Below are 24,655 nucleotides of genomic sequence, written 5' to 3'. Positions count from 1 at the left end.
CTACCTTGAAAAACACCGGTTATATTGAACCTAAAATGATTTTATAAATCGGCACTTTCATAATGGGAGTGCCGTTTTTTTGTTGGTGTATTTGATGGAAGATCGCGTTGAGGAGTCGGTTTTAAGGGGGTTTACAATGTAAATTGAAAGCGTAGGATCTGGATCGGTAAATGAAAGATCAATCATATTAATGGCGTTTGACGTCAAAAAATAAAACAGAAAAATGGCTGTTTTTTGAACTTAGCGCTCACTTTTGTGATTAGCTCGGTGAATTGTTGAACTGAATTGGACATGATGTGTCAATTGTCAGTAACCACTAAAGACCTATAGGACAAAGGTATGCCAGATCTCTATTGCAAAGGATGTAAAAAAACAACACTACATAAGTCTATAATGAAACGTTGTGAATCAGAGCCCGAGACAACCCCTGGCCGTATGATGCAATGGACGTCAAAGCTATTTAGTGGAAACTTGTACTACGATATGGAAACTCAGCACTTCTGCCGCACGTGTAACTGCCGTTGCGAAACAGGAAGTACTGTTCCCCAAGTTGGTTTAGCTTAATTTACAGTAAGCGCTCACTAACTTAGATCAAAAAACCTCCGTTTTAGGAGGTTTTTGCGTTTCTATGCTATGCGGCTTTGAGTGCTAGCTCGGCATCAATGGCGTCGCCATCAATCTTCACATCCCAACCATAGTTTGAGTACTCATTTGCTAGTGCCTGAGCAACATCTTTTGATACCGTTACGTGTGTCCATGAACCAATACCGTAAGGTTTATATGCGAGTTCTTGCGTTTTCATAATAGAGTCATCCTTTCTCTTTGATAATTATATTATTCACTTTGGCCTATATCCTTTCTTTCGTTTCCGGCTCAACTTATTTGTTAATCGGGTCATTTCTATAATAATTTGTTAATAACTAGAGTTTGATTTATAAGGGTTCTTATCTATTTGTATGTATTTATATTTGGTGTGAATGTCATCCGTGCATTTAGTTTTTAAATGTGTGAGCGAGGTTTTCTTCGATTGCACTTGGTATGGAATATACTGAGCGGAATTTAGAATGTTTAAGGAATGTTATGTCTCAGCATCAGCTCGATCGTATCGATAAAGAGATACTAAGAATTCTGCATATGAAAGGGCGTTTACCTGTTGTTGAACTGGCAAAACAGGTCAACCTTACTACGTCACCTTGCTCTGATAGACTCAAGCGATTGGAGAAAGAGGGCTACATCACGGGCTATCATGCTGAGCTTTGTTCAGAAAAGCTGGGACTCGATGTTCAAGTCTTTATCCATATCCGTCTCGACCAGACTAGCTTTTCGATCTTCGACAAATTTGCCCAAGCGGTAGAGATGATGCCTGAGGTGGAAGAGTGCTACTCACTGTCGGGTGACTTTGACACCATGATCAAGGTTCGAGTGAAAGACATGAAGGCGTATCAAGCGTTTATGGCAACTAAGTTGGGCACCCTACCTGGTGTGATTCAGACACGCAGTGAAGTGGTGATTGAAGAGCACAAAAAGGGTTTTGGCGTGAACCCTGAGTTGTTGGCAACTCTAAAATAGTGGCCTGCTTTCGCCTTACCAAGGTGATTTAGATATAAAAAATGGAAGCTAATAAGCTTCCATTTTTTGTTGAGCGTCATATAAAGAGCAATCCGATAAACTTGTTCGGCTTACAGCGTAATGGCCGCAGAGATTAAGCCAATCACACCACCGAATACACCGCCCCAAACCACAAGCCAGCCAAGGTGTTTCTTGATCATGGTCTGAACCATCTCTTTAACCAGTTTAGGTGTTAGTTCATTCAAGCGCTGATCGATGATCGCCTCAATGTTCTCTTTAATTTCATCCATCATCGCAGGCGATTCTAGCTCGTTTTTGATGGCATTTTTTACAGAATCACTCTTGCTGATTTCAATCACAGATTCTTGCATCTTCTCAACAAACGGTGCTTTCATAGGCTCTAGTGCTTCTGTGCCACCAAACATTGCCAACATACCGCCAAACTGTGAGTTCTCGATAACATGCACCAGTGAGTCGAATGCAGGGTTAAAGTCGATCTTCTGAATCACAGGCTCTAGATTGAGCGACTTTCCTGTCATCTCGCTGCTTAGGAAGCGGTCGATGTTACTTTCTGTAAAGAATTGCTCCATCATCAGTTGCTTGATGGCTGCCTTGAACTCTTCAAAGCGCGCTGGAATAACGCCAGAACCGTATAGGCCGGGTACTTTCTCGAACAACATGTGAATCGCAAGCCAGTTGGTGATGGCACCAGAAAAGGCGAATAGGCCTGCGTAAAGCAAGTATTGGTTTGCTGTCGCATAGCCGCCAGCAAGCAGTGCTAACGCAATAACGTTAGTTAAGACACTTTTGTTCATGGTTGATCTCTAGAAAGAATATTGCGCGCATTTTAAGAAAAAAACGCCAAGAAAAAAACAAAAGGATCGATGAAGTTTATTTGGCAGGTAGCAAAGAGCACCAAATAGCAGGCATAAAAAAGGCTAGCCTCCCCCCGAAGTCTAGCCTTATTCCAGAACGCGCAAGCGAGGCGTCTTTGGTGTTAATGTCATTATATAATTACAACATAACATTCTGCTATATGTAATTTACCGTTAATTAACAAATTGGTGTGAATCACATCGCACTTTTAAAATAGCACAAAATTTAAGCGTTCGTAGCTTGCTCAAGATCATCGGCAATGAAGCCACCAGTCTGGTGATTCCATAGCTGCGCATAAATACCATTCTGGTTAATCAGCTCTTGGTGCGTGCCTTCTTCTACGATATTGCCGGCATCAAGCACGATCAGGCGATCCATCGCAGCAATGGTCGACAGGCGGTGTGCAATCGCAATAACCGTTTTGCCTTCCATTAGCTCAATCAAGCTCTCTTGAATCGCGGCTTCTACCTCAGAATCGAGTGCAGAAGTGGCTTCATCGAGAACAAGTAAGGGAGCATTTTTCAAAAGAACACGTGAGATAGCGACACGTTGGCGCTGACCACCAGAAAGCTTAACACCACGCTCACCTACTTGAGCATCGTAGCCAACGTTGCCAAATGGGTCGGTTAGGGTTTCGATAAACTCATGTGCGTGCGCCTGTTTGGTGGCTGCGTAAACTTCTTCATCGGATGCTTCAGGTCGACCGTAAAGAATGTTGTCTTTGATCGAGCGGTGTAACAATGAAGTATCTTGGGTCACCATACCGATGTTGCTACGCAGCGAGTCTTGCGTCACTGTTGAGATCTCTTGATCGTCAATCAAGATGCGACCGCTTTCTACATCATGGAAACGCAGCAGCAGGTTAACCAAGGTTGATTTTCCCGCACCTGAGCGGCCTACTAAGCCCACTTTTTCGCCCGGCTTAATGTTGAGATTAAGGTTGTTGATCACGCCCTTGTTCTCGCCGTAGTTAAAGCTAACGTTGTCGAAGTTGATGCCGCCTTGTGGAACGTCCAGAGGCTTCGCGCCTTTCTTGTCTTGGATAGCGATAGGCTTAGACAGAGTTTTAATGCCATCAATCACGGTACCTAGGTTTTCAAACAGACCACCGATTTCCCACATGATCCATTTCGACATGCCGTTAATACGCAGAGCCAAGCTGACCGCAATCGCGATCGCACCCACGGTGATCGCGTTGTCTAACCATAGGTAGATAGAGATACCCGCAATGCTGAACACCAATAGATAGTTAGCGAACTCAACGCAGATGTTGAAGCCAGTAACCAAGCGCATTTGGCGATGAACCGTATCTAAAAAGCCTTCCATGCCTTCTTCTGCGTATTCGGTTTCTCTTTTACTGTGTGAGAACAATTTCACGGTGGCGATGTTGGTGTAGCTATCAACAATACGACCCGTCATCAATGAACGAGCATCCGCTTGCTCTGAAGAAACGTCTTTTAGCTTTGGCACGAAGTGCAGTTGAATACCGATGTAAACGAAGAGCCAAATCAGCATCGGGGCCATCAAGCGCCAATCTGATTCAGCAAGCATGAACAGCATCGCCGTGAAGTAAACCGTTACGTAGACAAACACATCGACCATTTTGGTCACGGTCTCACGCACCGCGAGCGAGGTTTGCATCACTTTAGTCGCGACACGTCCGGCGAAGTCATCTTGATAGAAGGACAGGCTTTGCTTCAAAAGGTAGCGGTGTGCTAACCAACGAATCGACATTGGGTAGTTGCCCAGCAAAGTTTGGTGAAGCAATAGCGAGTAAACACTGATCAAGATTGGCATCACAACCAACAGCAGAATACCGAGCCCCATCAATGTCGATTCGTTGTCTGCTAAGAAAGTGTCTGGGTTGCTTGTTGATAGCCAGTCGACCAATTGCCCCATGTAACCGAACAGCGCGACTTCGATGATCGCGATGGTCATGCTCATCAACCCGAGCAAAATCAATGGTTTTTCGAAACCTCGAGTGTAATGGCGGCAGAATGCCAGTATGCCAGTAGGAGGCTGTATCGGCTCTCCCTTTGGAAAGGCTTCAGTAAAGCCTTCAAATTTCTTGTACATAGATTTCCCTTTATAAACTAGTGCATCTATAAGCGACTGCATCGTTGGTGCAGCTTTGTTTTTATGGTCTTGATTCGAAATTTAACTGCCTTAGTTTGAAATTATATAAGCGCCCATGGGTTCTTATCAGCATTAAGTCATTCGATGGATTTTGTTCTAGCGCCTATTTAGGCACTTGGCTTTAAAACACTAAAACTTTGTCTAAGCGATACAGGAAAGGTCCAAAGAGTGTCTTTCATGACGCGTATTTTAGATTGAATTAGACAGGAAAAGTTAAGCTTATTTCAAACGTAATTGATTGTTATGCAACGGTGATAATCCTAACGTTAAATGGATTGAATTGTAATCAAAACTCGTGATGGGCGAGAAAATGGAATCAGAATATTTATCCATAAAGTGACTTAACGAATATGCATACAGTTGGTTCTTTCTGATGTGCTGTTATCTTGCAGTAAAAATTACCGATTAATCTAAGATCTGCAGTAATTGTTTGGGATAAATATTCAAATCAATATTCTTTTCAGTGAATCTTGTCGTAACAAGTTGTTTACAATTCTGAAGTAAATAAAAGATAGGGACGGTTGAAATGTTAAACCTACACAAAAAATCACTTCATATCACTAATGTTCAAAACGCCAATTGCGTTGTTATGGTGCCACCAAAAGAGTTTAAATTTAACGAAGAAACAGCACGTGATAACGAATTTCAGCACAGAGTTAATCTGACCGAAGCTGAGGTGAAAGTAGAAACGATGGCCGAATTTAAAGCTATGGTCGCTTCGTTGCGTAAAGAAGGTGTGCAAGTTGTAGAGTTTGATTACCCAGAATTGGGCGTTGAAACTCCGGATGCTGTTTTCCCAAACAACTGGTTCAGTACCTGTAGTGATGGAAGCTTATTCACGTTCCCTATGGCGTGTGAAAACCGTCAGAATGAAGTTAAGCCAAATGCTCTTATTGAAGCGTTAGAAGCGTCGGGTCGCATTGTTAACCATAGCGAGTCTCTAGAGTCTTACATCGCGCAAGGTTCTTATCTAGAGAGCACGGGCGTGATGGTGATCGACCATATCAACAAGACCATCTACGCTGCGCTTTCTCAGCGTTGTGACCGCGAAGTGTTAGAAGATTATGCGAAGCGCATTGGTTATTCTCGCGTGGTGTCATTCCAAACAGCACTGCCGTCTGGTCAGCCGATCTACCACACCAATGTGATGATGGCGATTGGTGATAATTTCTGCGTGATCTGTGATGAAGTGATCCCAGAGTTTGAGCGCCGCTTTGTGGTGAAGTCGCTTGCTAAAGATAAGCAGGTTATCTCTATCTCAATTGATCAGATGAACCGTTTCTGTGGCAACATCCTGCAGCTTGAAACCGTGAATGGCGACAAGGTGATCGCGATGTCTCAATCGGCTTACGATGCGTTTTCTCCAGCCCAGTTAGCTCAGCTTTCGACGCATGGAAAACTGCTGCCATTTAACGTGAAAACGATTGAAGACATTGGCGGTGGTTCGGTGCGATGCATGTTGGGTGAGGTGTTTTTACCAACGCGAGTAAATCGTCTGTAACAAGCACTCACTTTCAGTAATGAATCTTTGAATACCACTCTTATCGCAGAGTGGTATTTTTGTTTTTGTCTTTCACATATAAGAGAACAGAGCTCGATACAGGAGTCAACGCGCAAAAGCTAATGGAAATAAGCTATGAAGCGTCCTTAAAAGCTCTGTGTTCGATGAACTGAGCCGACAGTGTTACGACTTCTTTGGAGTAGACAAGCGCCGTGTGGTTGAGTTTGAGGGCGTAAGTATCCGTTGCTCCTCTCAGGTTGGCGTCTTCGAGTGTGACTGTGCCATCGCCCGGGTTTTTCCCCAGTACAATACGTCCAACTCCGGCGTCGTAGGTGCCTGTAATCACGCCAATCGGCACATCAATATCGTAGTCACCCAAGCCATCACTTAAGATCATTTTGCTCGAACCAAATATAAATCCAAGACCATGATTCGAAAGCGTTTTGGCTATGGTTGCCCCATTGTGCGGCGTACCTGCGGTAATAATGCAGGTGTCTGCAAAGTCGGGTTGGTAGAACTTAAAGTAGTGGCGAATCAGCAAGCCACCGAGTGAGTGACCAAAGAAATAGACCTCATCGTACTCATTAAAGCGAGCATTTACGAAGCGATTGAGGCGTTTGGCTGCAGAAGGGAAACGCAGCGAGTTGTAGGCAAACTTGTGCGTTGTAAAGCCGCGTTTTTTGAAGTTTCTATCCAGATATAGCATGATCAACGCAGGCATATATAGACCATGAATTAAAACTATATGTTTGTTTTTATTATTCATTTTTGTCCTCCGTCTGATGATGTCCCCAGTATATTTAGTCGCAAATCTAAACTCAATAAAACTTGCTACGAATGGGGCACAAAAGACAGAGGTGTACGTTATAAACAGTGCGTTCGTCATAGAGAAAAGGTGGGTTAGTCAGATCTCACTCCACCATACACATCTATGGTTAATCCGCCTTGTTTGGCGTAAGTATTGGGTGTTAGACTTTTTACCTTATTGAAGCTTTTCTCTAATGTCCTTTATCGCCAAGTTTTGCAATCCATGTCGAACTAAGCTCTTTTAATATCTTACGAATCAGTTCGCTGTGTCTATCTGTTTGACTTGCCGATATCTAAGGCACCAGTAGATCTTATGATTCTGAATTTTCAGTTTTGGTTAGCTCAGTATCCACCTGCTTCACTTTTTGCTTCCGGTTCAACCAAAACTTTGATTACGCCTTTTTGTAGGATCAGGTTATTAGGGTAGGTGATAATGTTGCCCGAACTGTGTCGAAGAATAACATGGAACATGGTGATATCGATGATCACACCGCAGATGTCTTCGTCTTTCTCCGCGACTCTTACTCTGTCGCCAATGCGATAAGGGAAGACGAAAAATATTAGTACGCTGGCTGTGAGGTTACTTAGAATCGACCATTGCGCGAATAAAGCGACACCCAGCACCGCAAATATCGAAGACAAGAACAGAGAAATATCACCAAAACCCAAGTTAAGAACAATCGTAAACACAGCGATGAAGAGTAGAAACAGAACAATATTGAAACACTTAATCACGAACTGCTTTCGCTTCAATTCGACACGTTTATTTTCCGCTAATGTTTCTATCCAGTTCTTACCTAAGCGTTTGATCACCCAATACACAGTGATAAGAAGTAAACCTAAAACTACTTGTCTAAGCCACATATTGGATTGCAAAAACTCAACCATTAAATAAACCTCAATTTTTTCAAAATAACGACCTCTGCCGCTATGACCACGAGCAGCCCAACGCAAAATAGTGGAAATGCTATCGGGTTATCTGTTCCGGGTATCCCAGCGATATTGACACCCAGTAAACCGGTGAAAAACCCAGCAGGGAGGAAAATACCTGCAATGATAGAAAATAGGTACGTATTTCTATTCATTTTTTCAGCTTGTTGCTGACTTAGGCTCGCTAAAAATACATTAATTTGTTCGATGTAAAACTCAACAGACTCGTTAATTCTCAGGATGGTATCAAGGCTGTTCTTTATATGACTGTTGTGCTTACTCAATGGCGCAGGTAGGTCACTCATTAAATCTTCAAAAACGTATTTCTGTGGCTTCAAATAACGCCTTAGTCTGAGTAGCCTTGAATGTAGAGCGTTAATGGATCTTATGTCGATATTGGATGTAGATTCTAACTCGTCAATTAATAGTTCGACGGGTGCTAGGAAGGTTGAAATACTGTGGTTGATTCCACGGATCATGCCCAACAACACATCAGGTAATGATGTAGGGCCTTGGTTTTGTTTGAGATCAGATATCAGATTACTGACCGCTTTTGAAGGAACTTTACGTGTCGATATTAAAGTGCCTTTGTACCATAAGATGCGTAGGCTAAGCATGTCGTCAGGGTTAGCACCTTCGTTTAGATTAATGCCTCGCAGAATCATCAAAAAACAGTCGTGGCCAAATTGTTCGAACCGAGGGCGGGTGTCATCGGTGAGTAATGAATCGATGATGGCATTTGGAACCGTATTACTGTGGAGCCATTCTCTCAAACCGTCAGCATCTCTTTGGCAGTGATACCAAGTTGATTGCTCGAATGAGGCTGGGCTGGTGGTGTGTTCATGTGCCACCCCCTCAGAAAATTGCCAGCTTGAAATTATGAAAGCGTCCATTCATTTGTCCTTAATGATATGACGTAAACATTGATATTAGGCGCCATTCAGGCGCGGTATTGAACTGAGCTTAATCGTGGTAAGTTCAATGAGCGATGTGAGTGAGATGAAGTCTAATAAGACATGTTGGTCTTTGGAGTACGACGGACTCTTCCATTATTGTCTCTATTAAATGTAGCTCATTGTTTCGTCGTTATAAATTAGCACTCTGGCTCCATGTTAGCGACAAAAAAAAGAAAAGACCGAGGTCTTTTCTTTTTAGGGGAGGTTGCGGAGAGCTTGCTCAGGCAACTCGAGTTTTCCGATGGTTTACATAAGCAAAAGCACTAGCGACAAGAAGCAAAAATGTCTTGGTTCTCTCGGTATTCTTTGGTTTGCACGTCCATTAGGCCAAGCAAGGAGTCGAACAGGTTATCGTGAGAAAAGCTCTGCTCTTTCCCCGCCTTTCTTAAGCAGGTTTGGTTTATCCCTTTCTGCTCGGCGAAGCCATCAGACATCCACATGATCATAGGCACATGGGTTTGCTCTTTCGGTGCCAATGAATAAGGCATACCGTGCAAGTAGACGCCGTTTTCCCCTAAAGATTCACCATGATCGGAAATGTACATCAGCGCCACGTTGTACTTATCGGTGAGTTTCTCTAGTTTTTGCATAGCCTGTGAGAGAAAGAAATCCGTATACAAGATGGTGTTGTCGTAGGTGTTAACCACTTCCTCTTTGGTACAGTTTTCGATATCTGCACGAGCGCAGTCAGGCGTAAATTTCTTATGTTCTTCTGGATAACGCTCAAAGTACGTTGGGCCGTGAGATCCGGCAATGTGATAGAAAATGATGCTATCTTGCTTGAGATCTTGCGTATCTTGTTCGAAGTTCTCTAGCATCGCTGTGTCGTAGCATACGTCGTTATTACACAATGGGTCGCTGTCTTTGGCGACGAGAGTCATCTCTTTGATTCGATGTGCGACCGCCTTGTCTCCACCATCGTGCTCTCGCCAGATAGAGTGAATGCCCGCGCGGTTCATAATGTCGACTACGTTATCTTGGTTGTAGGCTTTGTCGCGATCGTAGTTGCTTCGGTTCATGTTAGAAAACATACACGGCACAGAAACCGCAGTGGCTGTTCCGCATGACTGAACATCAGAGAAAAAGATCGGATTATAGGGTTTGGTATGAGCATTGGTTTCTTTCTCATAGCCATAATATTGGTAGTTATATACACGTGCTGTTTCACCAAGAACAAACACCAATAAGGTCGGTTTGGTTGCCGCTTTTGCTTGTGGCTTGAGTTGAGCATCTAATCCCAATTCTTGATAGGGGATGGGCTGTTTGATGTAGGTGTTATTGATGTATTTGACTGTTGATGCTACGTATTCGGTCGGAATGATCATCTTTTTAAGATGAGAGTTATTACGACCAATCGACACATAATCTTTGTAAAACAACCCGGTAATGATGGCAATGACGATCAACGAAGAGAGCAATCCAATCGCCTTCCCAATAGCAAAATCTTTCCAAGATTCTCTTTCAAGATCCGTAAATAAAAGCAGCAGTGACGGGACTCCTCCCATCAGAACAAACCATAAAATAGAATAGCTGCTTAGGTAGCTAGCAGCCTCTCCGCTGTTGGTTTCGAAGACGTTTTCTATCATTCCATAGTCTACAAAAATGCCGTAGTTGAACATGCTGTAGCTGACTAAGGTTGAGGTGATCAGCAATAAGATGAAAAACGGCTTAGAGAAAATAGGCCAGTTGAAGACTTGGAAGATTAAATTAAAGGCAGCAAGGAAGAAGATAGGAATGGAGATAAGAAACGCAACGCTTTCAGACTTCGATGCCTGAACAATACTAAACAGTTCTTGGGAGAGAGGTAGATTGACGACAAGCAGATAATACACGGCCAACACAAAAGGCAGCTTGTTTATCGACATGTTAAAGCTTGGTAGATTCATAGGTCTTGTTTTCCTGCGTCTCTTATCCCTTTATTTTAGTCTCGCTACCAAGAAAGCTCTAATATCAACGCATAAAGCTCAGTAAGTAATGGTGAGCGATAAACCGGCTAAAGTGAAATGACGCGATAGTGCGTGTAGAAACAAAAAATTCACTTTACTGAGTGACCTTCATGACAAGGTGGAACAGCAAAGTGAATTAGTATGTTCAGCTTATTCTATGTGGTTCAATCACATTAGAAGTTGTAAGAACCACCGAAGCTAATGCTGTTGAAGGCAAGCGTGTGGTCACCAGCTGATATCTGAGAGTTCTTAAATTGGACCGTGTCGTCTACGCTTACTGCATCCGCTTGCGAGATTAAGCGTAGCGTTAGGTGTTCGATTGGCGTGTATTCAACACCTACACCAAAGTGGAAACCCGTACCGCTGTCATCAGCGTAACCAGCACTCTTATTTGCGTTTAGGTCAACAGAGCTTAAACCAGCCAATACGAATGGGCGGATTGTGTTGTCGAATGTGTAACCAAGATTTGCTGACAAAGAAACAGACGTCGGAGACAGCTTTTCAGCGCTATTTTTGTAGTTTGCGTAATCTGTGTAGCCAAGTTCAACACCTACGATACGGTTGAATTGGTAGCCGCCGTATAGGTTGTAGCCCATGCCATCTGAATCTAAGCTACCGTGACCGTCTGTGTCAGAATCTTGGTAGACACTAAGTCCGCCACCAATGTACGCACCGCCGTCAGTACCTGCTGCTAAAGCTGGAAGAGAAACTGCGCTGATTAAACCCAGTGCTAATGCTGATTTCGTTATCTTGTTCATCTTTGTTACTCACTCTTAAATGTCATGCCAGTATCAATAATTTTTATTTTGCGACCTTTCGACCGTTGGTGAGTATTATTCCGTAGTCTTGTATGTATTACTGTATGGCTTTGTAAGCTGAATCGTTACATAGTAGAAAAAATACACATCAGGTTGCTTAGTGAGTCAGGCTGTTTAAAACAAGGAATAAACATGCTAACGAAACAAAACACAGGTTTGGTGGTTGTGGACGTACAAGGCAAGCTCGCACGCCTTGTTGATGAGAGCGATACGCTGATTGCTAATTGCGGGAAGTTAGCTCAAGGAGCGCAGGTTTTGGGGCTGTCAATTATTCGTTTGGAGCAGAACCCAGAGAAGCTAGGTGCTACAGTCGACGAACTTAATGACTTGCTGAATGATGCAAAGCCGATACCTAAATTCACTTTCAACGCGTGTGATGAGCCCAAGTTTGTTGAGGCGGTTCAAACCAAGGATGTAGAGACTTGGTTGGTGTGGGATTGAGGCTCATATTTGTGTTTATCAAACCGCATTGGGTTTGTTGGAGCTTGGGTACAGGGTTCAGGTAGTTGGCGACTGTATTGGTTCACGGACAGCATTGAATAAGAAGTTGGCTATCAGCCGATTACAGGACGCTGGTGTCCAAATTACGGGATTAGAAATGAGCTTATACGAGCTAGTGAAAGATTGCCGCGCACCAGAATTTAAGCTCATTCTATCCTTGATTCGTTAATCACCGAGAGGCTGTCTGTCGCCCCCACCTCGGTAGGAATCTAACGCAACCTTCAAGCGACGCAGCTTGTCGCGCGAGCGATTCTTATGATTGACCGCGATTCCCATAGAAAGCACATCCACTAACGCCAACATGGCGTAGCGAGAAGCCGACGGTTTGTAGATGAAGTCAGTTTCCATATGTTTGATGGGCAACAAGATATCGGCAATCTTTGCCAGCGGTGTATCTTGTGGGGTAATTGCGATGATCTTAAGCCCGTACTGCTTAGCCAGCTCTGCGGTTTCAGTAATCACAGGCGTGAAACCGGTCGCGGAGATCATCACCATGACATCATTGACATCTGCTGTCGCAGCAACCATGCGTGACATTAAGCCATCATTGTACGACACCACTGGGTAGCCCAATCGGAACAGTCGGTGTTGCAGTTCTTGAGAGGCGATAGTCGAACCACCACCCATGCCGATAGCAATGATTTGTCTGGCGTTATGCAGCCAGCTGACTGCGGTTTCAACGTCTTGCTCTTTGAACAAGGTGCGGTTGATGTCTAGGCTTTGCTTGATCGATTCGTAGATACCTTGATAACCCGTTTGGTCAACCGGTTCGAGGATAAAGCGCTGGCCAACGGTTAGCGTCTGAGCCAACTTAATCTTCATATCACGTACGTTGCTGCAACCGATCGCTTTAGCAAAACGTGTAATGGTGGCTTCACTCACTTGAGCGCTTTCAGCAAGCTCTGTGATGCTGGCATTGGCAGCAAAATCAATGTCGTCCATGATCAGCTTAGCGACTTTTTTCTCTGCATCACGAAGAGCGGGAAAACGCTCCGTTATCTGTGAAATGATATCTACTTCTAAACTCAAGAATCCTGATCCTTTGTTGATGGGGCTAATCGTTATTACCTAGTTATTAAGAATCTAGCTCGTAAGAAGCAAGCTCTTTAGCTTTTTATGAGCACTAATCCATTAAAAACTAAGCCTTAGCCCCGTTAGTATATCTTATTGCTTCGCTGATTCTAGCTTATTGAAAAATCGAACTAGAAGCAGGTTTCCACCCAGTTTGTTACCTGATGGTCGTCATCGCTGATGGCAATGTAGTGCCACTTATCGAAGGTTAAACACGGGTGTGAGGTTGAGAAGGCAATCATGTCTCCCACTTCAATCTCAGAAGAGCCGTCCGTTTCAACAAAGGTATGCTGATCCATCACGGCGGTCGCAGTCAGCCCTTTCACAGAGATAGCTTTGCCATTGCGATAGCCGCGTTCGGCAATAGGTAAACCCGCATCAAAGGCCACATCACGCTTGCCTAGCCCAACCACTAGTTTAGTCGGTTCTGGGCGAGAGATTACATACGCCCATACCTCAAGTGCCGATTCCAGAGCTCCACCCAATTCACACGCGTAACCTTGGTTTACTTGGGCACGCTGCAACACTTTGCTTTGAGCGTCTAGGTAGATGCCTGTGTCGTGAATGGCATAACAACCCGGGCGGATGATCGCCAAGTAATCGGTTAGGTTCGCTAAACATTCTGCAACCACGTCATACCAAGCAGAGCCGGCACCCGTGATGATAGGTTGCCCTGCAATTAGGCCATCTGATGCGAGGCTTTCGACCGAAGTCAGCGCCTGTTTCAAGAAGGTGCGAATGTCTTGTTCTGCGTTGTCACCGTGAATCACACCCTCATACACCTCAATACCCGCGAGCGAAAGGGCAGGTGTGTCTTGGATGGTTTGAGCCAGTTCTAGAACTTCTTGTGGTGAACGACAACCACAACGACCGCCCGGCACACCAAATTCGATCAGTACTTTTAGCGTCTGCTTTGTATTAGCGAAATATTGGCTAAGTTGCTGCACGTTGACCGATGAATCCACACAACAGTAAAAGTCGACATCAAATTCACTGATCAGCTGTTCAACGATCGCCATGTTGGTTTTACCCACCAATTGGTTGGCCATGATGATTCGTTTTGCACCCGCCATAGCGGCAACTTCTGCCTGTGCAGGCGTTGCTACTGTAATACCCCAAGCGCCATTTTCTAGCTGTTGACGGAAGAAATCAGGCGTCATCGATGTTTTGCCATGTGGCGACAATTTAACCTGATGATGATCGGCGAATGATTGCATCCAATTCAGGTTATTGGTCAACGCTGATTGTTTGATAATTGCTACCGGAAGCGAAATGTCTTCATCAACCAGTCGATAAACACCGTTCTCAGATTGTGATACTGCTCTCCCTTTTTGGCCTTTTTCAGTCAAGATGAAACTATCCTTTTGATACTTTATAACATCTTTTTGTGCAGGGTTATGTTTCATTGCTGATTCCTAACATGATTTAAGTGGTTGTTATTTAATGTTTAAATATATCTACAATGTGTTTTATGATAGAAACTATCGCACAAATTAAAATATTATGTGTGTTTTGTCACTGAAAATAATCGGCTGGATTTCTAATATAGCTCCATCAACACAGTGGATTGAGAGAGTGAAAAATGTTGTTCGATACGATAATCAAAAATGTAGAGGTGTTTGATGGCACCGGCGAACAATCGTTTTGTGCCGATGTAGCAATCCGAGATGGAAAAATCGCCGAAATTGGCAAAGTCGATCATGAAGATTGTAGCCAGTTGGTTGAGGGAGCTGGCTTAGCATTGGCTCCTGGATTCATCGATGTACACACACACGACGATACCAATGTAATTCGTTACCCAGACTGCCTACCAAAGATCAGCCAAGGCGTGACAACCGTAATTGTTGGCAACTGTGGCATCAGCGCATCGCCAACGGTTTTGGCGGGCGATCCACCAGACCCAATGAACCTATTAGGCGCGCAGGCTGATTTCAAATACCCAACCTTTGCCGCGTATGCACAAGCCGTAGAGCAAGCGCAACCAGCGGTGAACGTAGCAGCGTTAGTTGGTCACACCACACTGCGTAACCAAGTGATGGACGACCTACAACGCACCGCAAGCGAAGAAGAAATCGCGGTAATGCAAACCAACCTTGATTTAGCGATGGAGCAGGGTGCACTGGGTTTGAGTTCAGGTTTGGCTTACGCCAGCGCGAAACAAGCTAATGCCAACGAAGTGATGCAGTTAGCGAAAGTGCTTTCTAGCCATGGCGGCATCTATACCACGCATATGCGTACCGAATTTGAAGAGATCTTAAGCGCGATGGAAGAAGCGTTTGAGACTGGGCAATACGCGAAAGTACCGGTTGTTATCTCTCACCTTAAATGTGCAGGTGCAGGTAACTGGGGCAGAACCGTTGAAGTACTTGATTTGATGGACAAGGTTTCTGAGCACCAAGATGTGTCTTGCGACTGCTACCCATACTCAGCGAGCTCTTCGACATTAGATTTGAAACAGGTGACGGACGATTTCGATATCTTCATTACTTGGTCTAAAGCAAAGCCAGAACATGCAGGCAAAACGCTTAAGCAGATTGCTGATGAGATGAACCTACCACTGATGGACGCAGCAAAAGCGCTTCAACCAGCCGGTGCGGTTTACCACTGCATGGATGAGAACGACGTAAAGCGCGTATTGAAATACAAGCTGACCATGGTTGGTTCTGATGGTTTACCCAATGACCCGCATCCACATCCAAGATTGTGGGGCACCTTCCCGAAAGTCTTAGGTCATTACTGCCGAGATGAAAAACTGTTTGCGCTACCAGAAGCGATTCACAAAATGACCGGAATGTCTGCGAAGCGCTATAACCTCGCGGGAAGAGGTGAGATTCGCCAAGACGCATTTGCCGATTTAGTTTTATTTGACCCAAAGAATATTAAAGACACAGCAACATTTGAAAATCCTATGTCAGTTGCTGAGGGAATCGAAAGTGTATTTGTAAATGGTGAGTTAACTTACCAAAAAGGAAAAGTGAAAAATAATCGTTCAGGCGTTTTTATTTACCGTAATTAGAATTTAATTATTTTATTAGATATACAGTAATAAGAAAACGACGAATTAATTTAAATATATTGGAACAGAACCAATATTATCTATAAAGAAGTGGAGTTAAAAAATGACTATTAAACGTTACGGTGTTGAAGGCGGTACAGGTACAGGCGGACAACATTTACCATTTGCACGCGCAACTGAAGCGGGTGGTTTCCTATACGTTTCTGGCCAGACACCGATGACAGATGGTGAAGTGGTAGAGGGTGGCATTGTTGACCAGTCTCGCCTAGCGATCCAAAACTGTGTCGATATCATGACTGAAGCGGGCTACGCCCTAGAAGACGTAATGCACGTAAAGGTTGTGCTAACGGATTCTCGTTACTTCCAATCTTTTAATAAGGTATTCAAAGAGTTCTTCGGTGCTAACCCACCGGCTCGTATCTGCATGGTTTGCGACCTAGTTGTAGACGTGAAGGTTGAAGTAGATGTGACTTGCTACCGCGCGGATCGCGTTTAGTAATAACCTAATCACAATTACCTACTTAGAGAGTATTACTGCCATTATTCTTAGTACTTGGTACAACAGTTGCGACTATGGTCGGCACGGGTTCAAGTATGGGCGCGGTTGGCTTTGGCTACGCAAATGGTTGGGCGGGTGCTCTGTACGGAATAGGCGGTGCTGTCGGCATCCTATTGCTTGCACTTTGGTTTGCTCCGGTTCGTAAACTGAACTTCATGACCATGAGTGAAGAGCTGGCTTATTACGTTGGCGCTAACCGAATCGTAAAAAACGTGGTTGGCCTACTTATCTTTATCGCGTCAATCGGTTGGTTAGGTGCGCACATTCTAGGTGGCGGCATGTACCTAGCGTGGATTGCAGACATCGACCTTAACCTTGCGAAAATTATTATTGCTGCAGCTTTCACTATCTACGTTGTTATCGGTGGTTACACAGCAGTTGTATGGACCGATACGATTCAAGCAATCATCCTTTTTGCTGGCTTCATCCTAATGGCGGTAATGTCTGTTGATCACATTGGTGGCATGGACAACCTTTACGCTGCGATGGACCCTGCTGCTACAAGCTTTTTAGCAATCGATAAACTGGGCATTCTGCCTGCTGTTTCTCTGGCTGTGGTTATCGGTGTGGGCGTACTTGCAACACCTTCATTCCGCCAGCGTATCTACTCTGGTAAAGATGTTTCAACTATCCGTCGCTCTTTCGTGGCTTCTGGTGTGTTGTACCTTTTCTTCTCTATTATTCCAGCAATCATAGGTATGGCGGCACACGCTATTGACCCAACGCTGGATAACCCGAACTTCTCGTTCCCTTACATTGCAGCGACGGTACTACCTGTTAGCGTAGGCATGATTGTTCTTATCGCAGGTCTATCAGCAACCATGTCGAGTGCAAGCTCAGATGCGATTGCCGGTGTATCTATCCTACTGCGTGACGTGTACGTGATGTTCACAGGCCGCGTACCAAACAAAGAATCAATGTTGAACTACTCTCGTCTAGCTTTGGTTGTGGTGATTGGCTTCGCACTACTGTTCGCACTGACGTCAAACGACATCATTGGCTACATCACTAAGATGATTTCAACGGTTATGTCGGGCATGTTTGTGTGCGGTATGTTGGGTAAATTCTGGAAACGCTACAACTGGCAAGGTGCGCTTGCAACACTAGCGGGTGCTTCTGTAGCTTCATTCGTAGTAATGTTAAACGCTGACTACACAGCCTTCTGGGGCAACCCAGTTATCCCATCATGTCTGTTTGCTCTAACGGCAGGTGTGGTTGTGAGCCTAGTGACTCCGGCTAACCAAGTAACACCTGAAATGGCAAAAGCGATTCTTGATGACGAGCGTGCTCTGATGGAGATGGAAATGTCTGAGACTGGCGTACTTGAAGAAGAAGCGGCACCTCAACGTCCTGCAAATCAAACAAGCTAAACCTAGTCTCCACAACTGGTTTGCTTAATTCAGGCCCTGCTTAGTGGCAGGGCCTTCTCCCACATATATCTCTCTATTTTAGGATCGGCTATGCCTGCATCTTCTCATTTCAATATTGCTTTCTTTGGCGAATGTATGGTCGAAATCAGCGGCTCTCCATTAACCAAAAAGTTTGGCGGTGACACACTTAATACCGCACTTTACCTTTCTCGCTTAACTCAACATCAAAACCTCTCTGTGCACTATGCGACAGGGCTTGGCAGTGATGAGCTGTCTCAAAATATGATTGATAGCTGGCAACTAGAAGGCATTCAAACCAATTTCGTCGAACGCATTGCGAACAAGCTTCCTGGACTCTACATGGTTGAAACCGACGAGACAGGCGAGCGACACTTTCATTACTGGCGCAACGACGCGGCAGTCAAATCTTACTTTCAAGCTAGTGATCTGAATAAGCTTGAAATCGCCCTGACCGAGAAACAAGTCGATGCGGTTTACATCAGCGGTATCAGTATCGCGATTTTAGATGACGCCTATCGTGAGCGCTTATTCAAAGCTATTAGCGTGTTCTCAAATCAAGGCGGCAAGCTGATTTTTGATAACAACTATCGCCCGCAACTTTGGACGACTGAACAAGCTCAGCATTGGTACGCCAAGTTACTACCATTGGTCGACATTGCACTGATTACCGAAGACGACGACCTGCTGGTTTGGGGCAATGGCGAGAGCGTTCAACAACGCTGCCTTCGCTTAGGCTGCCAAGAGATCGTCATCAAACGTGGCTGTGAGCCATGCAAGATTGTTCAAGTTGAACAAGGCGATGTTGTTGAGAGTTATGTATCCGCGACTCGTGTTTCTAACGTGGTCGACACCTGCGCAGCAGGTGACTCCTTCGCTGCGGGTTATCTGGCGGCGCGTCTTACAGGTGAGAGCACCAATGATGCAGCTGAACTGGGTCACCAACTGGCTTCTACCGTTATTCAATACTCAGGCGCGATCATCCCGGTAAGCGCTATGAATCACTTAATTAAAAAATAGAAAAACAAAGCGAATTTATTATGTCTCAAGAAATGATCAACACACTTAAGCAGTTCAAAGTTATCCCTGTTATTCAAATCAACAAGGTGGAACATGCGATTCCACTAGCAAAAGTGTTAGTAGAAAACGGCCTGCCAGTTGCTGAAGTAACATTTCGTACTGAAGCGGCAGCTGATGCGATTCGTGCGATGCGCGATACGTACCCAGAGATGTGTATCGGTGCCGGCACAGTATTAACGCCAGCGCAGATCGACCTTGCGAAAGAGTCGGGTAGCGAATTCATCGTAGCTCCGGGCCTGAACCCAAACACCGTAAAACGTTGCCAAGAAATCGGCATACCAATCGTTCCGGGCGTAAACAACCCAAGCTAAGTAGAGCAAGCGCTAGAGCTTGGCCTTAACTTCTTGAAGTTCTTCCCTGCAGAAGCGTCTGGCGGCATCAACATGGTGAAGTCTCTGCTAGCGCCATACGTTGATGTGTCTTTAATGCCAACGGGCGGTATCGGTAAACACAACGTGAATGACTACCTAGCAGTGGATCGAGTGGTGTGCTGTGGTGGTACTTGGATGGTGTCGCCAAAAATGATCGAAAACGAGCAATGGGACGAGATTGCGGTATTGGTTCGAGAAGCGGTCGCTCTTGTTAACGAGCAATAAGCTTGTGCGCTCATTCGTTTTTTAACAGGCGACAAGCTTTGAGCTTGCAACAATTTTTGAACTAGCGATAACAAGCTTTCGAATCAGAGATAACGAGCAACAGCAGTGGCTGATGGTTCTGTTTTGTGAATCACCTCCGATAAACAAAACAGAACCATATTTATATAGGAAAACTAATAATGAAAAAAACTATATTATCCCTATTGATTTCAGGTTCAGTAGTGTCCCCAATGGCGTTAGCAATGGCTCCAAATACCGATCTAAATTTAATGCCGTACCCACAAACGGTCGAGCTGCAAGCTGGGCAAGTTAAGGTCGACGGTAACTTCAAGGTTTACATCAAAGGCTTTAATTCTGATCGCGTTGAATACACGGCGAAACGCTTTATTGATCGCCTTGAGCGCCAGACGGGTGTGCCGATTCTAAATTGGCAGGTTGATAGCGAAGACCAAGCGAACCTGATCATAGATATCGACGCAGCACCAAAGTCTGAAATACAAAATATCGACTCTGTAGAGTCCTACAAAATTACCACTCAGGGTGAACAAATCACGCTGAGCTCTCCAAGCCCATACGGCACGATTCACGGCATCGAAACCCTTTTACAGCTCGTTGAAACCACGGCGACTGGCTACCATATTCCTGCCGTAACCATTGTCGATGAGCCTCGCTTCCGCTGGCGTGGTGTTTCTTACGATACTTCACGTCACTTCATTGAATTCGATGTGCTGATTCGTCAGTTAGATGCGATGGCGTCGGCGAAGATGAACGTATTCCATTGGCACTTCTGGGACGATCAAGGCATTCGCATTCAAACCGAATCATGGCCGCGTCTGTGGTCTGAAACCGCTGATGGTAATTACTACACCAAAGACCAAGTTCGCCACTTAGTTGAATATGCCCGTAACCTTGGTATTCGTGTGATTCCAGAGGTGTCTCTTCCGGGTCACTCTTCTGCGGTTGCTCACGCTTACCCGCGTTTGATGTCGGGCGGTGAAGGGCAAAACTACGAGCAAGAAAGAGGGTGGGGCGTGTTTGAACCTCTCATGGATCCGCTGAACCCAGAAGTCTACGAGATGCTAGGTGACGTGTTTGACGAAGTGACCGAGCTGTTCCCAGACGAGTACTTCCATATTGGCGGCGATGAGCCAAATTACGCGCAGTGGAAAAACAGCGAAAAGCACCAACAGTTTATTGAAGAGAACAATATCGATGGTGAGCGTGGTCTGCAGTCTTATCTCAATGTAAAAGTTGAGAAGATGCTCGAAGAGCGCGGCAAGAAGATGACCGGTTGGGATGAGATTTGGCATAAAGACCTGCCGACTTCGATCGTGATTCAAAGCTGGCAAGGGCACGACAGCATTGGTCGTGCGGCGAAAGAGGGCTACCCAGGTATTCTGTCTACGGGTTACTACCTAGACCAACCTCAGCCAACCAGTTACCACTATCGCAATGATCCAATGCCAAGTGGCATCACGGTTGACGATAAGCTGCACAGTGGTGAGAAGTTTGTGACTTACCAATGGCAAAAGCCTCGCTCTAAAGGCAGCCCACGTAAGGGAACACTGACCATGATTGAAGCAAAAGACGGCACGTTCCGCGCATTCAGTGATTACAACGGCAAGTCTCGTGAAGAGATCTACATCCTTGATTACGTGCCGGGCAAAACCTTTGTCGGCCACTTCGATAACTTCATGTCGTACACCGAGTTCAACCTGAACCTAAATCCAAATGGGTTTGCGGAAGGCAGCTATCAGTTAATTGGTAACGTGCGCTGGCCAACCACAGGTGAAGTGATTGCGAGCAGTGATGTTGAAGGCAGCGTGATCCCTGAGCCAAATGGTGGCTACCCTGCAGAGTTAACCGACAAAGAAAAAGAGCTGATTTTAGGCGGCGAGATCACCATGTGGCTAGAAAACAAAGACAGCCTCACGGTTGAAAACTACCTATGGCCACGTAGCTATGCAATTGCAGAGCGTTTCTGGTCGGATGCAGAACTGACCGACGAACGAAGCATGTATAAGCGCATGAAAGCGATGGATACATGGTCGGAAGTGTCGGTTGGGTTACGTCACCACGCCGATGCTGACATGTTGTTGAAGCGCATTGCAAAAGGCCAAGATATTCACGACCTGCGCGTGCTAGCTAAATACACCGAGCCTGCTCAATACTACGCTCGCAACTGGGAGAAGTGGAATTCTACGGAACCTAAGGGCACTTTATACAGCCAATACGAGCGCTTAAACCGCTTCGTTGATGCGCTGCCTGTGGAAAGCTACGCCGTGTATGAGATGCAAGACTTGGTCAATGACATGGCGACAGGCAATCAACAAGTGCTTGAGCAACTTGCTGAGCATTATCAGCAAGCAAAATCGGCTGCACTAGCGGCTAAAACTGTCTTCGTTGGCAACGTATCTTCGGTAGAGACTGTGGTGGTTGCAGAGAAAACCGTTGAAGTGGCAGACTTGGCGTTAACCTTGATTGCTAAAGCACAAGCAGGCGAGAAAGTAAGAGAAGCAGACGTGAATGCCTACCAAGCGATACTGTCTGATTCGGCGAAAATCTATGATGAATCAATCATCGCGATTGTTCGCCCGACTGAGTTACTGTTAAAGCAGCTAGCTGAGTAAGTCGCGAACTGATTAACTGATAAGTCATACGCTAATAAGTGAATCAAAACCGCCCTCTGTGGGCGGTTTTTTAGTTCTGTCTTCTTTATGTGGTGCGATTTAATGCTTTTTGTTAGTAACTACTCACTATCTATATTCTTCAGCGTTAATGTGAATGTCATGCCTTGGTCTGGGTTGTTCTTTGCTATCAAGGTGCCTTGCATATCCCGTACATTGTTGGCTGTAATAGCTAACCCCAGCCCCAAACCTTCGCCCATTTTTTTGTTGGTATGAAACGGTTCGAAAATGGTTTCGAGTTGATCTTCAGACACACCACAACCGTTATCTTGAACCTTGATGATCACGCGTTGTTGCTCGGTATGAGCGCTGATCACAATGGTTGCTGGTTTCTGATTCTGCGTGGCATCGACAGCGTTTCTAAGCAGGTTACCAAGCACTTGACGAAGTCGCGCCTCTTCTCCCATTACCATCGAAATATTGGAAGCGACACGCACGCGAATATCGACGTTTTCCAGTTCGGCTTGATGAATTCGCAGGGTTTCTTGCAGTGCGTCTGTCAGTGAAACTGGGTAAGGCTTTTCAAGTCTTTGGAAGGCGAATGACTTCAGCTGGCTAGTCATGTTAGCCATTCTGTCGATCAGGCTCATGACTAAGTCCATGTTCGCTTTCAACATCTTGGTCTCGCCTCTTTCCATCAATAGCTGGTTACTTGAAAGTAGCGTTTTTAGGCCAGTAAGCGGCTGATTGAGTTCATGAGTAATCGCACTCGACATCCGCCCTAGTGCAGCCAGTTTGCTAGATTCGACAAGTTCTTGCTGCGCATCTTTTAGATCTTGAGTTCGCTCTTCGACCCGCAGTTGTAGCGTTTTATTGGCGTTTTGCACCGCAATTTCGGCTTTCTTACGTTTGCTGATATCGATTACGGTACACAGGTAGTAAGTCGTCGCATGCCAAGGAAAGGCGCTAATAGAGAATAAAACAGGGAAGTAGCTGCCATCGCTGCGTCTTGCCATGGTTTCGACGCTAGTTATCTCGGCCAGCTCTTGATGCTGCTCTAAGTTTTTGAGCAGTTGCAAGGTGGTTGAATTCGGATTACCTGCCTCAAATAACTGCCACGCCTTGATGTTATTGATCATTGAATCAGATAGTGAAAAGTAGTTCTTCGCCATCAGGTTGATATCGTGAATGCGTCCGTGTTTATCGATCAGTATTAACCCAACATGGGTTTTATTGATCATCCCAGACAGTCGTTTCTCAGACTCTTCGATAAGCTTTTGGATTCTCAGATTGCTGAGCTTTTTCTGGCGTCTTTGGTAAAGAATAACCAACAGTAACAGAATGAAAAGACAGCCAACCGCCACACTCCAGCTGATCCAGTTCGTGGTCTGGTTGAGGCTGGTTAATGGCGTTAGGTAGGTTAAACGCCAATTCAGATCGTCTAACTTGATGGACTGAATTAGGTAATCTTTATCTTGCAATCGCCACACGCGAATATGGGTTTGGTCATACAGCTCACGTTTTGTCGCTGTGGGCTGAGAATTGAAGGTGTCATTGAACCAATCGGCACTCAACCTGTTGTCACTGGAGAGAAAGAACTGATCGCGAGGGTTCTGAAACAGTATCGCCTCACCATCGGCAAACCATTGATCGGTTAACAATGACAAATCGATTTGCACCGCGACAATGCCAACCACATCAGAGGCTCGATATACGGGTGCCGCTATGAAGTAATCGGGTGTCACGCCTTTGTTTTTTGTCACCACTGAAATCGCACCACCTTGTTGGTGGATCTTCGAAACAATTGTACTGGCGTTCTTATTGCTCAGTTTGCTTCTTTCAACACTCGATACCAACAAGTCCCCTTCGCCAGAAAGCAGATACCAGCCCTTGGTGTTGGCGGCTTTATCCAATTGAATCAGCTGCTTCTTAATGCGTTTTTCTAGGCGGGCTTCACCATCAATGAAGCGCACACTGGTTTCATCATTGGTTACTAGGTAGGGCAGATAATAGAAACGCTTAAGGGTTCGCCTTGCTTCGGCAATGTAGCCAAGGAAGCGCTGTTCGGCATAGCGTTGGGCTTGTTCAAGCTTCCACTGGCTGATGCCATTCTTGGTGGTGACCTGCACCAAACCAATCAATAAACAGGTACACAGGAATAACCAATATCGATTGTTATTCATCATTTCTGATCAAATCCCTTTAAAATTAGTGGCTTGCCTCTTTGAGCTAGTGGTTTGACAAGGTTTTATGTTTGCTTTTTAAGCGAATGGAGAGT

At 45.1% G+C, this 24,655-nt stretch carries 16 protein-coding genes and 5 pseudogenes; 9 read left to right on the top strand and 12 right to left on the bottom strand.

Going from position 1 to position 24,655, the window contains the following annotated elements:
- Positions 1-631: 631 nt before the first annotated feature.
- The gene (locus AB4371_RS14870) at positions 632-802 is read right to left on the bottom strand and encodes a hypothetical protein (protein WP_019823299.1); all 171 of its coding nucleotides are present in this window, start codon (positions 800-802) and stop codon (positions 632-634) included.
- Between the two features lie 278 nt (positions 803-1,080).
- Here AB4371_RS14870 and AB4371_RS14865 point away from each other — a divergent pair, with 278 nt between their 5' ends.
- Positions 1,081-1,569, top strand: a complete 489-nt coding sequence (locus AB4371_RS14865; RefSeq protein ID WP_004732526.1) for an Lrp/AsnC family transcriptional regulator — start codon at positions 1,081-1,083, stop codon at positions 1,567-1,569.
- Between the two features lie 110 nt (positions 1,570-1,679).
- Here the strand turns inward: AB4371_RS14865 and AB4371_RS14860 are convergent, their stop codons facing one another.
- Together AB4371_RS14860 and AB4371_RS14855 are read right to left on the bottom strand one after the other, a co-directional pair.
- On the bottom strand, positions 1,680-2,384 hold the full coding sequence (locus AB4371_RS14860) for a DUF445 domain-containing protein (RefSeq protein ID WP_372150242.1): 705 nt from the start codon (positions 2,382-2,384) through the stop codon (positions 1,680-1,682).
- A gap of 286 nt (positions 2,385-2,670) precedes the next feature.
- Positions 2,671-4,521 carry an ABC transporter ATP-binding protein gene (locus AB4371_RS14855; protein WP_372150240.1) on the bottom strand — a complete coding sequence of 617 codons (1,851 nt, stop codon included), beginning with the start codon at positions 4,519-4,521 and terminating at the stop codon, positions 2,671-2,673.
- A gap of 586 nt (positions 4,522-5,107) precedes the next feature.
- Here AB4371_RS14855 and AB4371_RS14850 point away from each other — a divergent pair.
- Entirely contained in the window at positions 5,108-6,082 is a 975-nt protein-coding gene (locus AB4371_RS14850) for an arginine deiminase-related protein (RefSeq protein WP_017061193.1), read from the top strand.
- Positions 6,083-6,215: 133 nt separating this feature from the next.
- Here AB4371_RS14850 and AB4371_RS14845 read toward each other — a convergent pair whose 3' ends face one another.
- The 6 genes and pseudogenes from AB4371_RS14845 to AB4371_RS14820 form a co-directional block, all read right to left on the bottom strand.
- On the bottom strand, positions 6,216-6,848 hold the full coding sequence (locus AB4371_RS14845; protein ID WP_017061192.1) for a triacylglycerol lipase: 633 nt from the start codon (positions 6,846-6,848) through the stop codon (positions 6,216-6,218).
- A 134-nt stretch (positions 6,849-6,982) separates the two neighbouring features.
- Positions 6,983-7,182: pseudogene (locus AB4371_RS14840) on the bottom strand (AraC family transcriptional regulator); the annotation flags it as partial.
- A gap of 18 nt (positions 7,183-7,200) precedes the next feature.
- Positions 7,201-7,777: pseudogene (locus tag AB4371_RS14835) on the bottom strand (mechanosensitive ion channel family protein).
- A complete protein-coding gene (locus AB4371_RS14830; protein ID WP_017062015.1) occupies positions 7,777-8,712 on the bottom strand; it encodes a CorA family divalent cation transporter in 936 nt (311 codons plus the stop codon). Before AB4371_RS14830 ends, AB4371_RS14835 begins: the two are co-directional and overlap by 1 nt.
- Positions 8,713-9,038: 326 nt before the next feature.
- Positions 9,039-10,661 carry a phosphoethanolamine transferase gene (locus AB4371_RS14825; RefSeq protein WP_372150238.1) on the bottom strand — a complete coding sequence of 541 codons (1,623 nt, stop codon included), beginning with the start codon at positions 10,659-10,661 and terminating at the stop codon, positions 9,039-9,041.
- Positions 10,662-10,894: 233 nt separating this feature from the next.
- Complete coding sequence (locus AB4371_RS14820; RefSeq protein WP_017062017.1) at positions 10,895-11,479, bottom strand: porin family protein; 585 nt, start codon at positions 11,477-11,479, stop codon at positions 10,895-10,897.
- Between the two features lie 192 nt (positions 11,480-11,671).
- On the opposite strand from AB4371_RS14820, the pseudogene AB4371_RS14815 reads away from it, so the two are divergent.
- A pseudogene (locus AB4371_RS14815) lies at positions 11,672-12,209 on the top strand (hydrolase).
- On the opposite strand, the gene AB4371_RS14810 reads toward AB4371_RS14815, so the two are convergent.
- A complete protein-coding gene (locus AB4371_RS14810; protein ID WP_017070153.1) occupies positions 12,206-13,069 on the bottom strand; it encodes a MurR/RpiR family transcriptional regulator in 864 nt (287 codons plus the stop codon). The pseudogene AB4371_RS14815 and the gene AB4371_RS14810 overlap by 4 nt on opposite strands.
- Positions 13,070-13,242: 173 nt before the next feature.
- Positions 13,243-14,517, bottom strand: coding sequence for an amino acid deaminase (locus AB4371_RS14805; protein WP_372150236.1), 1,275 nt, complete (start codon positions 14,515-14,517; stop codon positions 13,243-13,245).
- 176 nt (positions 14,518-14,693) lie between these two features.
- Between AB4371_RS14805 and AB4371_RS14800 the strand changes: the two genes are divergently transcribed.
- From AB4371_RS14800 to AB4371_RS14775, 6 genes and pseudogenes are all read left to right on the top strand, one after another.
- Positions 14,694-16,127, top strand: coding sequence for an amidohydrolase family protein (locus AB4371_RS14800; protein ID WP_102398392.1), 1,434 nt, complete (start codon positions 14,694-14,696; stop codon positions 16,125-16,127).
- A gap of 103 nt (positions 16,128-16,230) precedes the next feature.
- On the top strand, positions 16,231-16,623 hold the full coding sequence (locus AB4371_RS14795) for a RidA family protein (protein ID WP_102431864.1): 393 nt from the start codon (positions 16,231-16,233) through the stop codon (positions 16,621-16,623).
- A gap of 38 nt (positions 16,624-16,661) precedes the next feature.
- A pseudogene (locus AB4371_RS14790) lies at positions 16,662-18,056 on the top strand (sodium:solute symporter family protein); the annotation flags it as partial.
- A 90-nt stretch (positions 18,057-18,146) separates the two neighbouring features.
- Positions 18,147-19,094, top strand: a complete 948-nt coding sequence (locus AB4371_RS14785; protein ID WP_017070149.1) for a sugar kinase — start codon at positions 18,147-18,149, stop codon at positions 19,092-19,094.
- Positions 19,095-19,114: 20 nt separating this feature from the next.
- Positions 19,115-19,750, top strand: a pseudogene (locus AB4371_RS14780) (bifunctional 4-hydroxy-2-oxoglutarate aldolase/2-dehydro-3-deoxy-phosphogluconate aldolase).
- Positions 19,751-19,929: 179 nt separating this feature from the next.
- On the top strand, positions 19,930-22,380 hold the full coding sequence (locus AB4371_RS14775) for a family 20 glycosylhydrolase (protein WP_372150235.1): 2,451 nt from the start codon (positions 19,930-19,932) through the stop codon (positions 22,378-22,380).
- A gap of 119 nt (positions 22,381-22,499) precedes the next feature.
- On the opposite strand, the gene AB4371_RS14770 is transcribed toward AB4371_RS14775, so the two are convergent.
- A complete protein-coding gene (locus AB4371_RS14770) occupies positions 22,500-24,563 on the bottom strand; it encodes an ATP-binding protein (protein ID WP_372148551.1) in 2,064 nt (687 codons plus the stop codon).
- Between the last annotated feature and the right edge of the window lie 92 nt (positions 24,564-24,655).

Origin of the sequence: Vibrio sp. 10N.261.51.A3 (assembly GCF_041471965.1) — a bacterium.
In the GTDB taxonomy this organism is placed as follows: Bacteria; Pseudomonadota; Gammaproteobacteria; order Enterobacterales; family Vibrionaceae; genus Vibrio; species Vibrio crassostreae_C.
Note: the sequence above shows the minus strand (reverse complement) of the source record. Positions and strands in the feature narration are given on the sequence as shown.

What these genes read in the sequence shown, in the direction of transcription:
- AB4371_RS14830 (WP_017062015.1), bottom strand. Translation starts at nt 8,712, where the DNA reads ATGGACGCTTTCATAATTTCAAGCTGGCAATTTTCTGAGGGGGTGGCA.
- AB4371_RS14860 (WP_372150242.1), bottom strand. Translation starts at nt 2,384, where the DNA reads ATGAACAAAAGTGTCTTAACTAACGTTATTGCGTTAGCACTGCTTGCT.
- AB4371_RS14800 (WP_102398392.1), top strand. Translation starts at nt 14,694, where the DNA reads ATGTTGTTCGATACGATAATCAAAAATGTAGAGGTGTTTGATGGCACC.
- AB4371_RS14785 (WP_017070149.1), top strand. Translation starts at nt 18,147, where the DNA reads ATGCCTGCATCTTCTCATTTCAATATTGCTTTCTTTGGCGAATGTATG.
- AB4371_RS14820 (WP_017062017.1), bottom strand. Translation starts at nt 11,479, where the DNA reads ATGAACAAGATAACGAAATCAGCATTAGCACTGGGTTTAATCAGCGCA.
- AB4371_RS14865 (WP_004732526.1), top strand. Translation starts at nt 1,081, where the DNA reads ATGTCTCAGCATCAGCTCGATCGTATCGATAAAGAGATACTAAGAATT.
- AB4371_RS14795 (WP_102431864.1), top strand. Translation starts at nt 16,231, where the DNA reads ATGACTATTAAACGTTACGGTGTTGAAGGCGGTACAGGTACAGGCGGA.
- AB4371_RS14805 (WP_372150236.1), bottom strand. Translation starts at nt 14,517, where the DNA reads ATGAAACATAACCCTGCACAAAAAGATGTTATAAAGTATCAAAAGGAT.
- AB4371_RS14770 (WP_372148551.1), bottom strand. Translation starts at nt 24,563, where the DNA reads ATGATGAATAACAATCGATATTGGTTATTCCTGTGTACCTGTTTATTG.
- AB4371_RS14845 (WP_017061192.1), bottom strand. Translation starts at nt 6,848, where the DNA reads ATGAATAATAAAAACAAACATATAGTTTTAATTCATGGTCTATATATG.
- AB4371_RS14775 (WP_372150235.1), top strand. Translation starts at nt 19,930, where the DNA reads ATGAAAAAAACTATATTATCCCTATTGATTTCAGGTTCAGTAGTGTCC.
- AB4371_RS14825 (WP_372150238.1), bottom strand. Translation starts at nt 10,661, where the DNA reads ATGAATCTACCAAGCTTTAACATGTCGATAAACAAGCTGCCTTTTGTG.
- AB4371_RS14870 (WP_019823299.1), bottom strand. Translation starts at nt 802, where the DNA reads ATGAAAACGCAAGAACTCGCATATAAACCTTACGGTATTGGTTCATGG.
- AB4371_RS14850 (WP_017061193.1), top strand. Translation starts at nt 5,108, where the DNA reads ATGTTAAACCTACACAAAAAATCACTTCATATCACTAATGTTCAAAAC.
- AB4371_RS14855 (WP_372150240.1), bottom strand. Translation starts at nt 4,521, where the DNA reads ATGTACAAGAAATTTGAAGGCTTTACTGAAGCCTTTCCAAAGGGAGAG.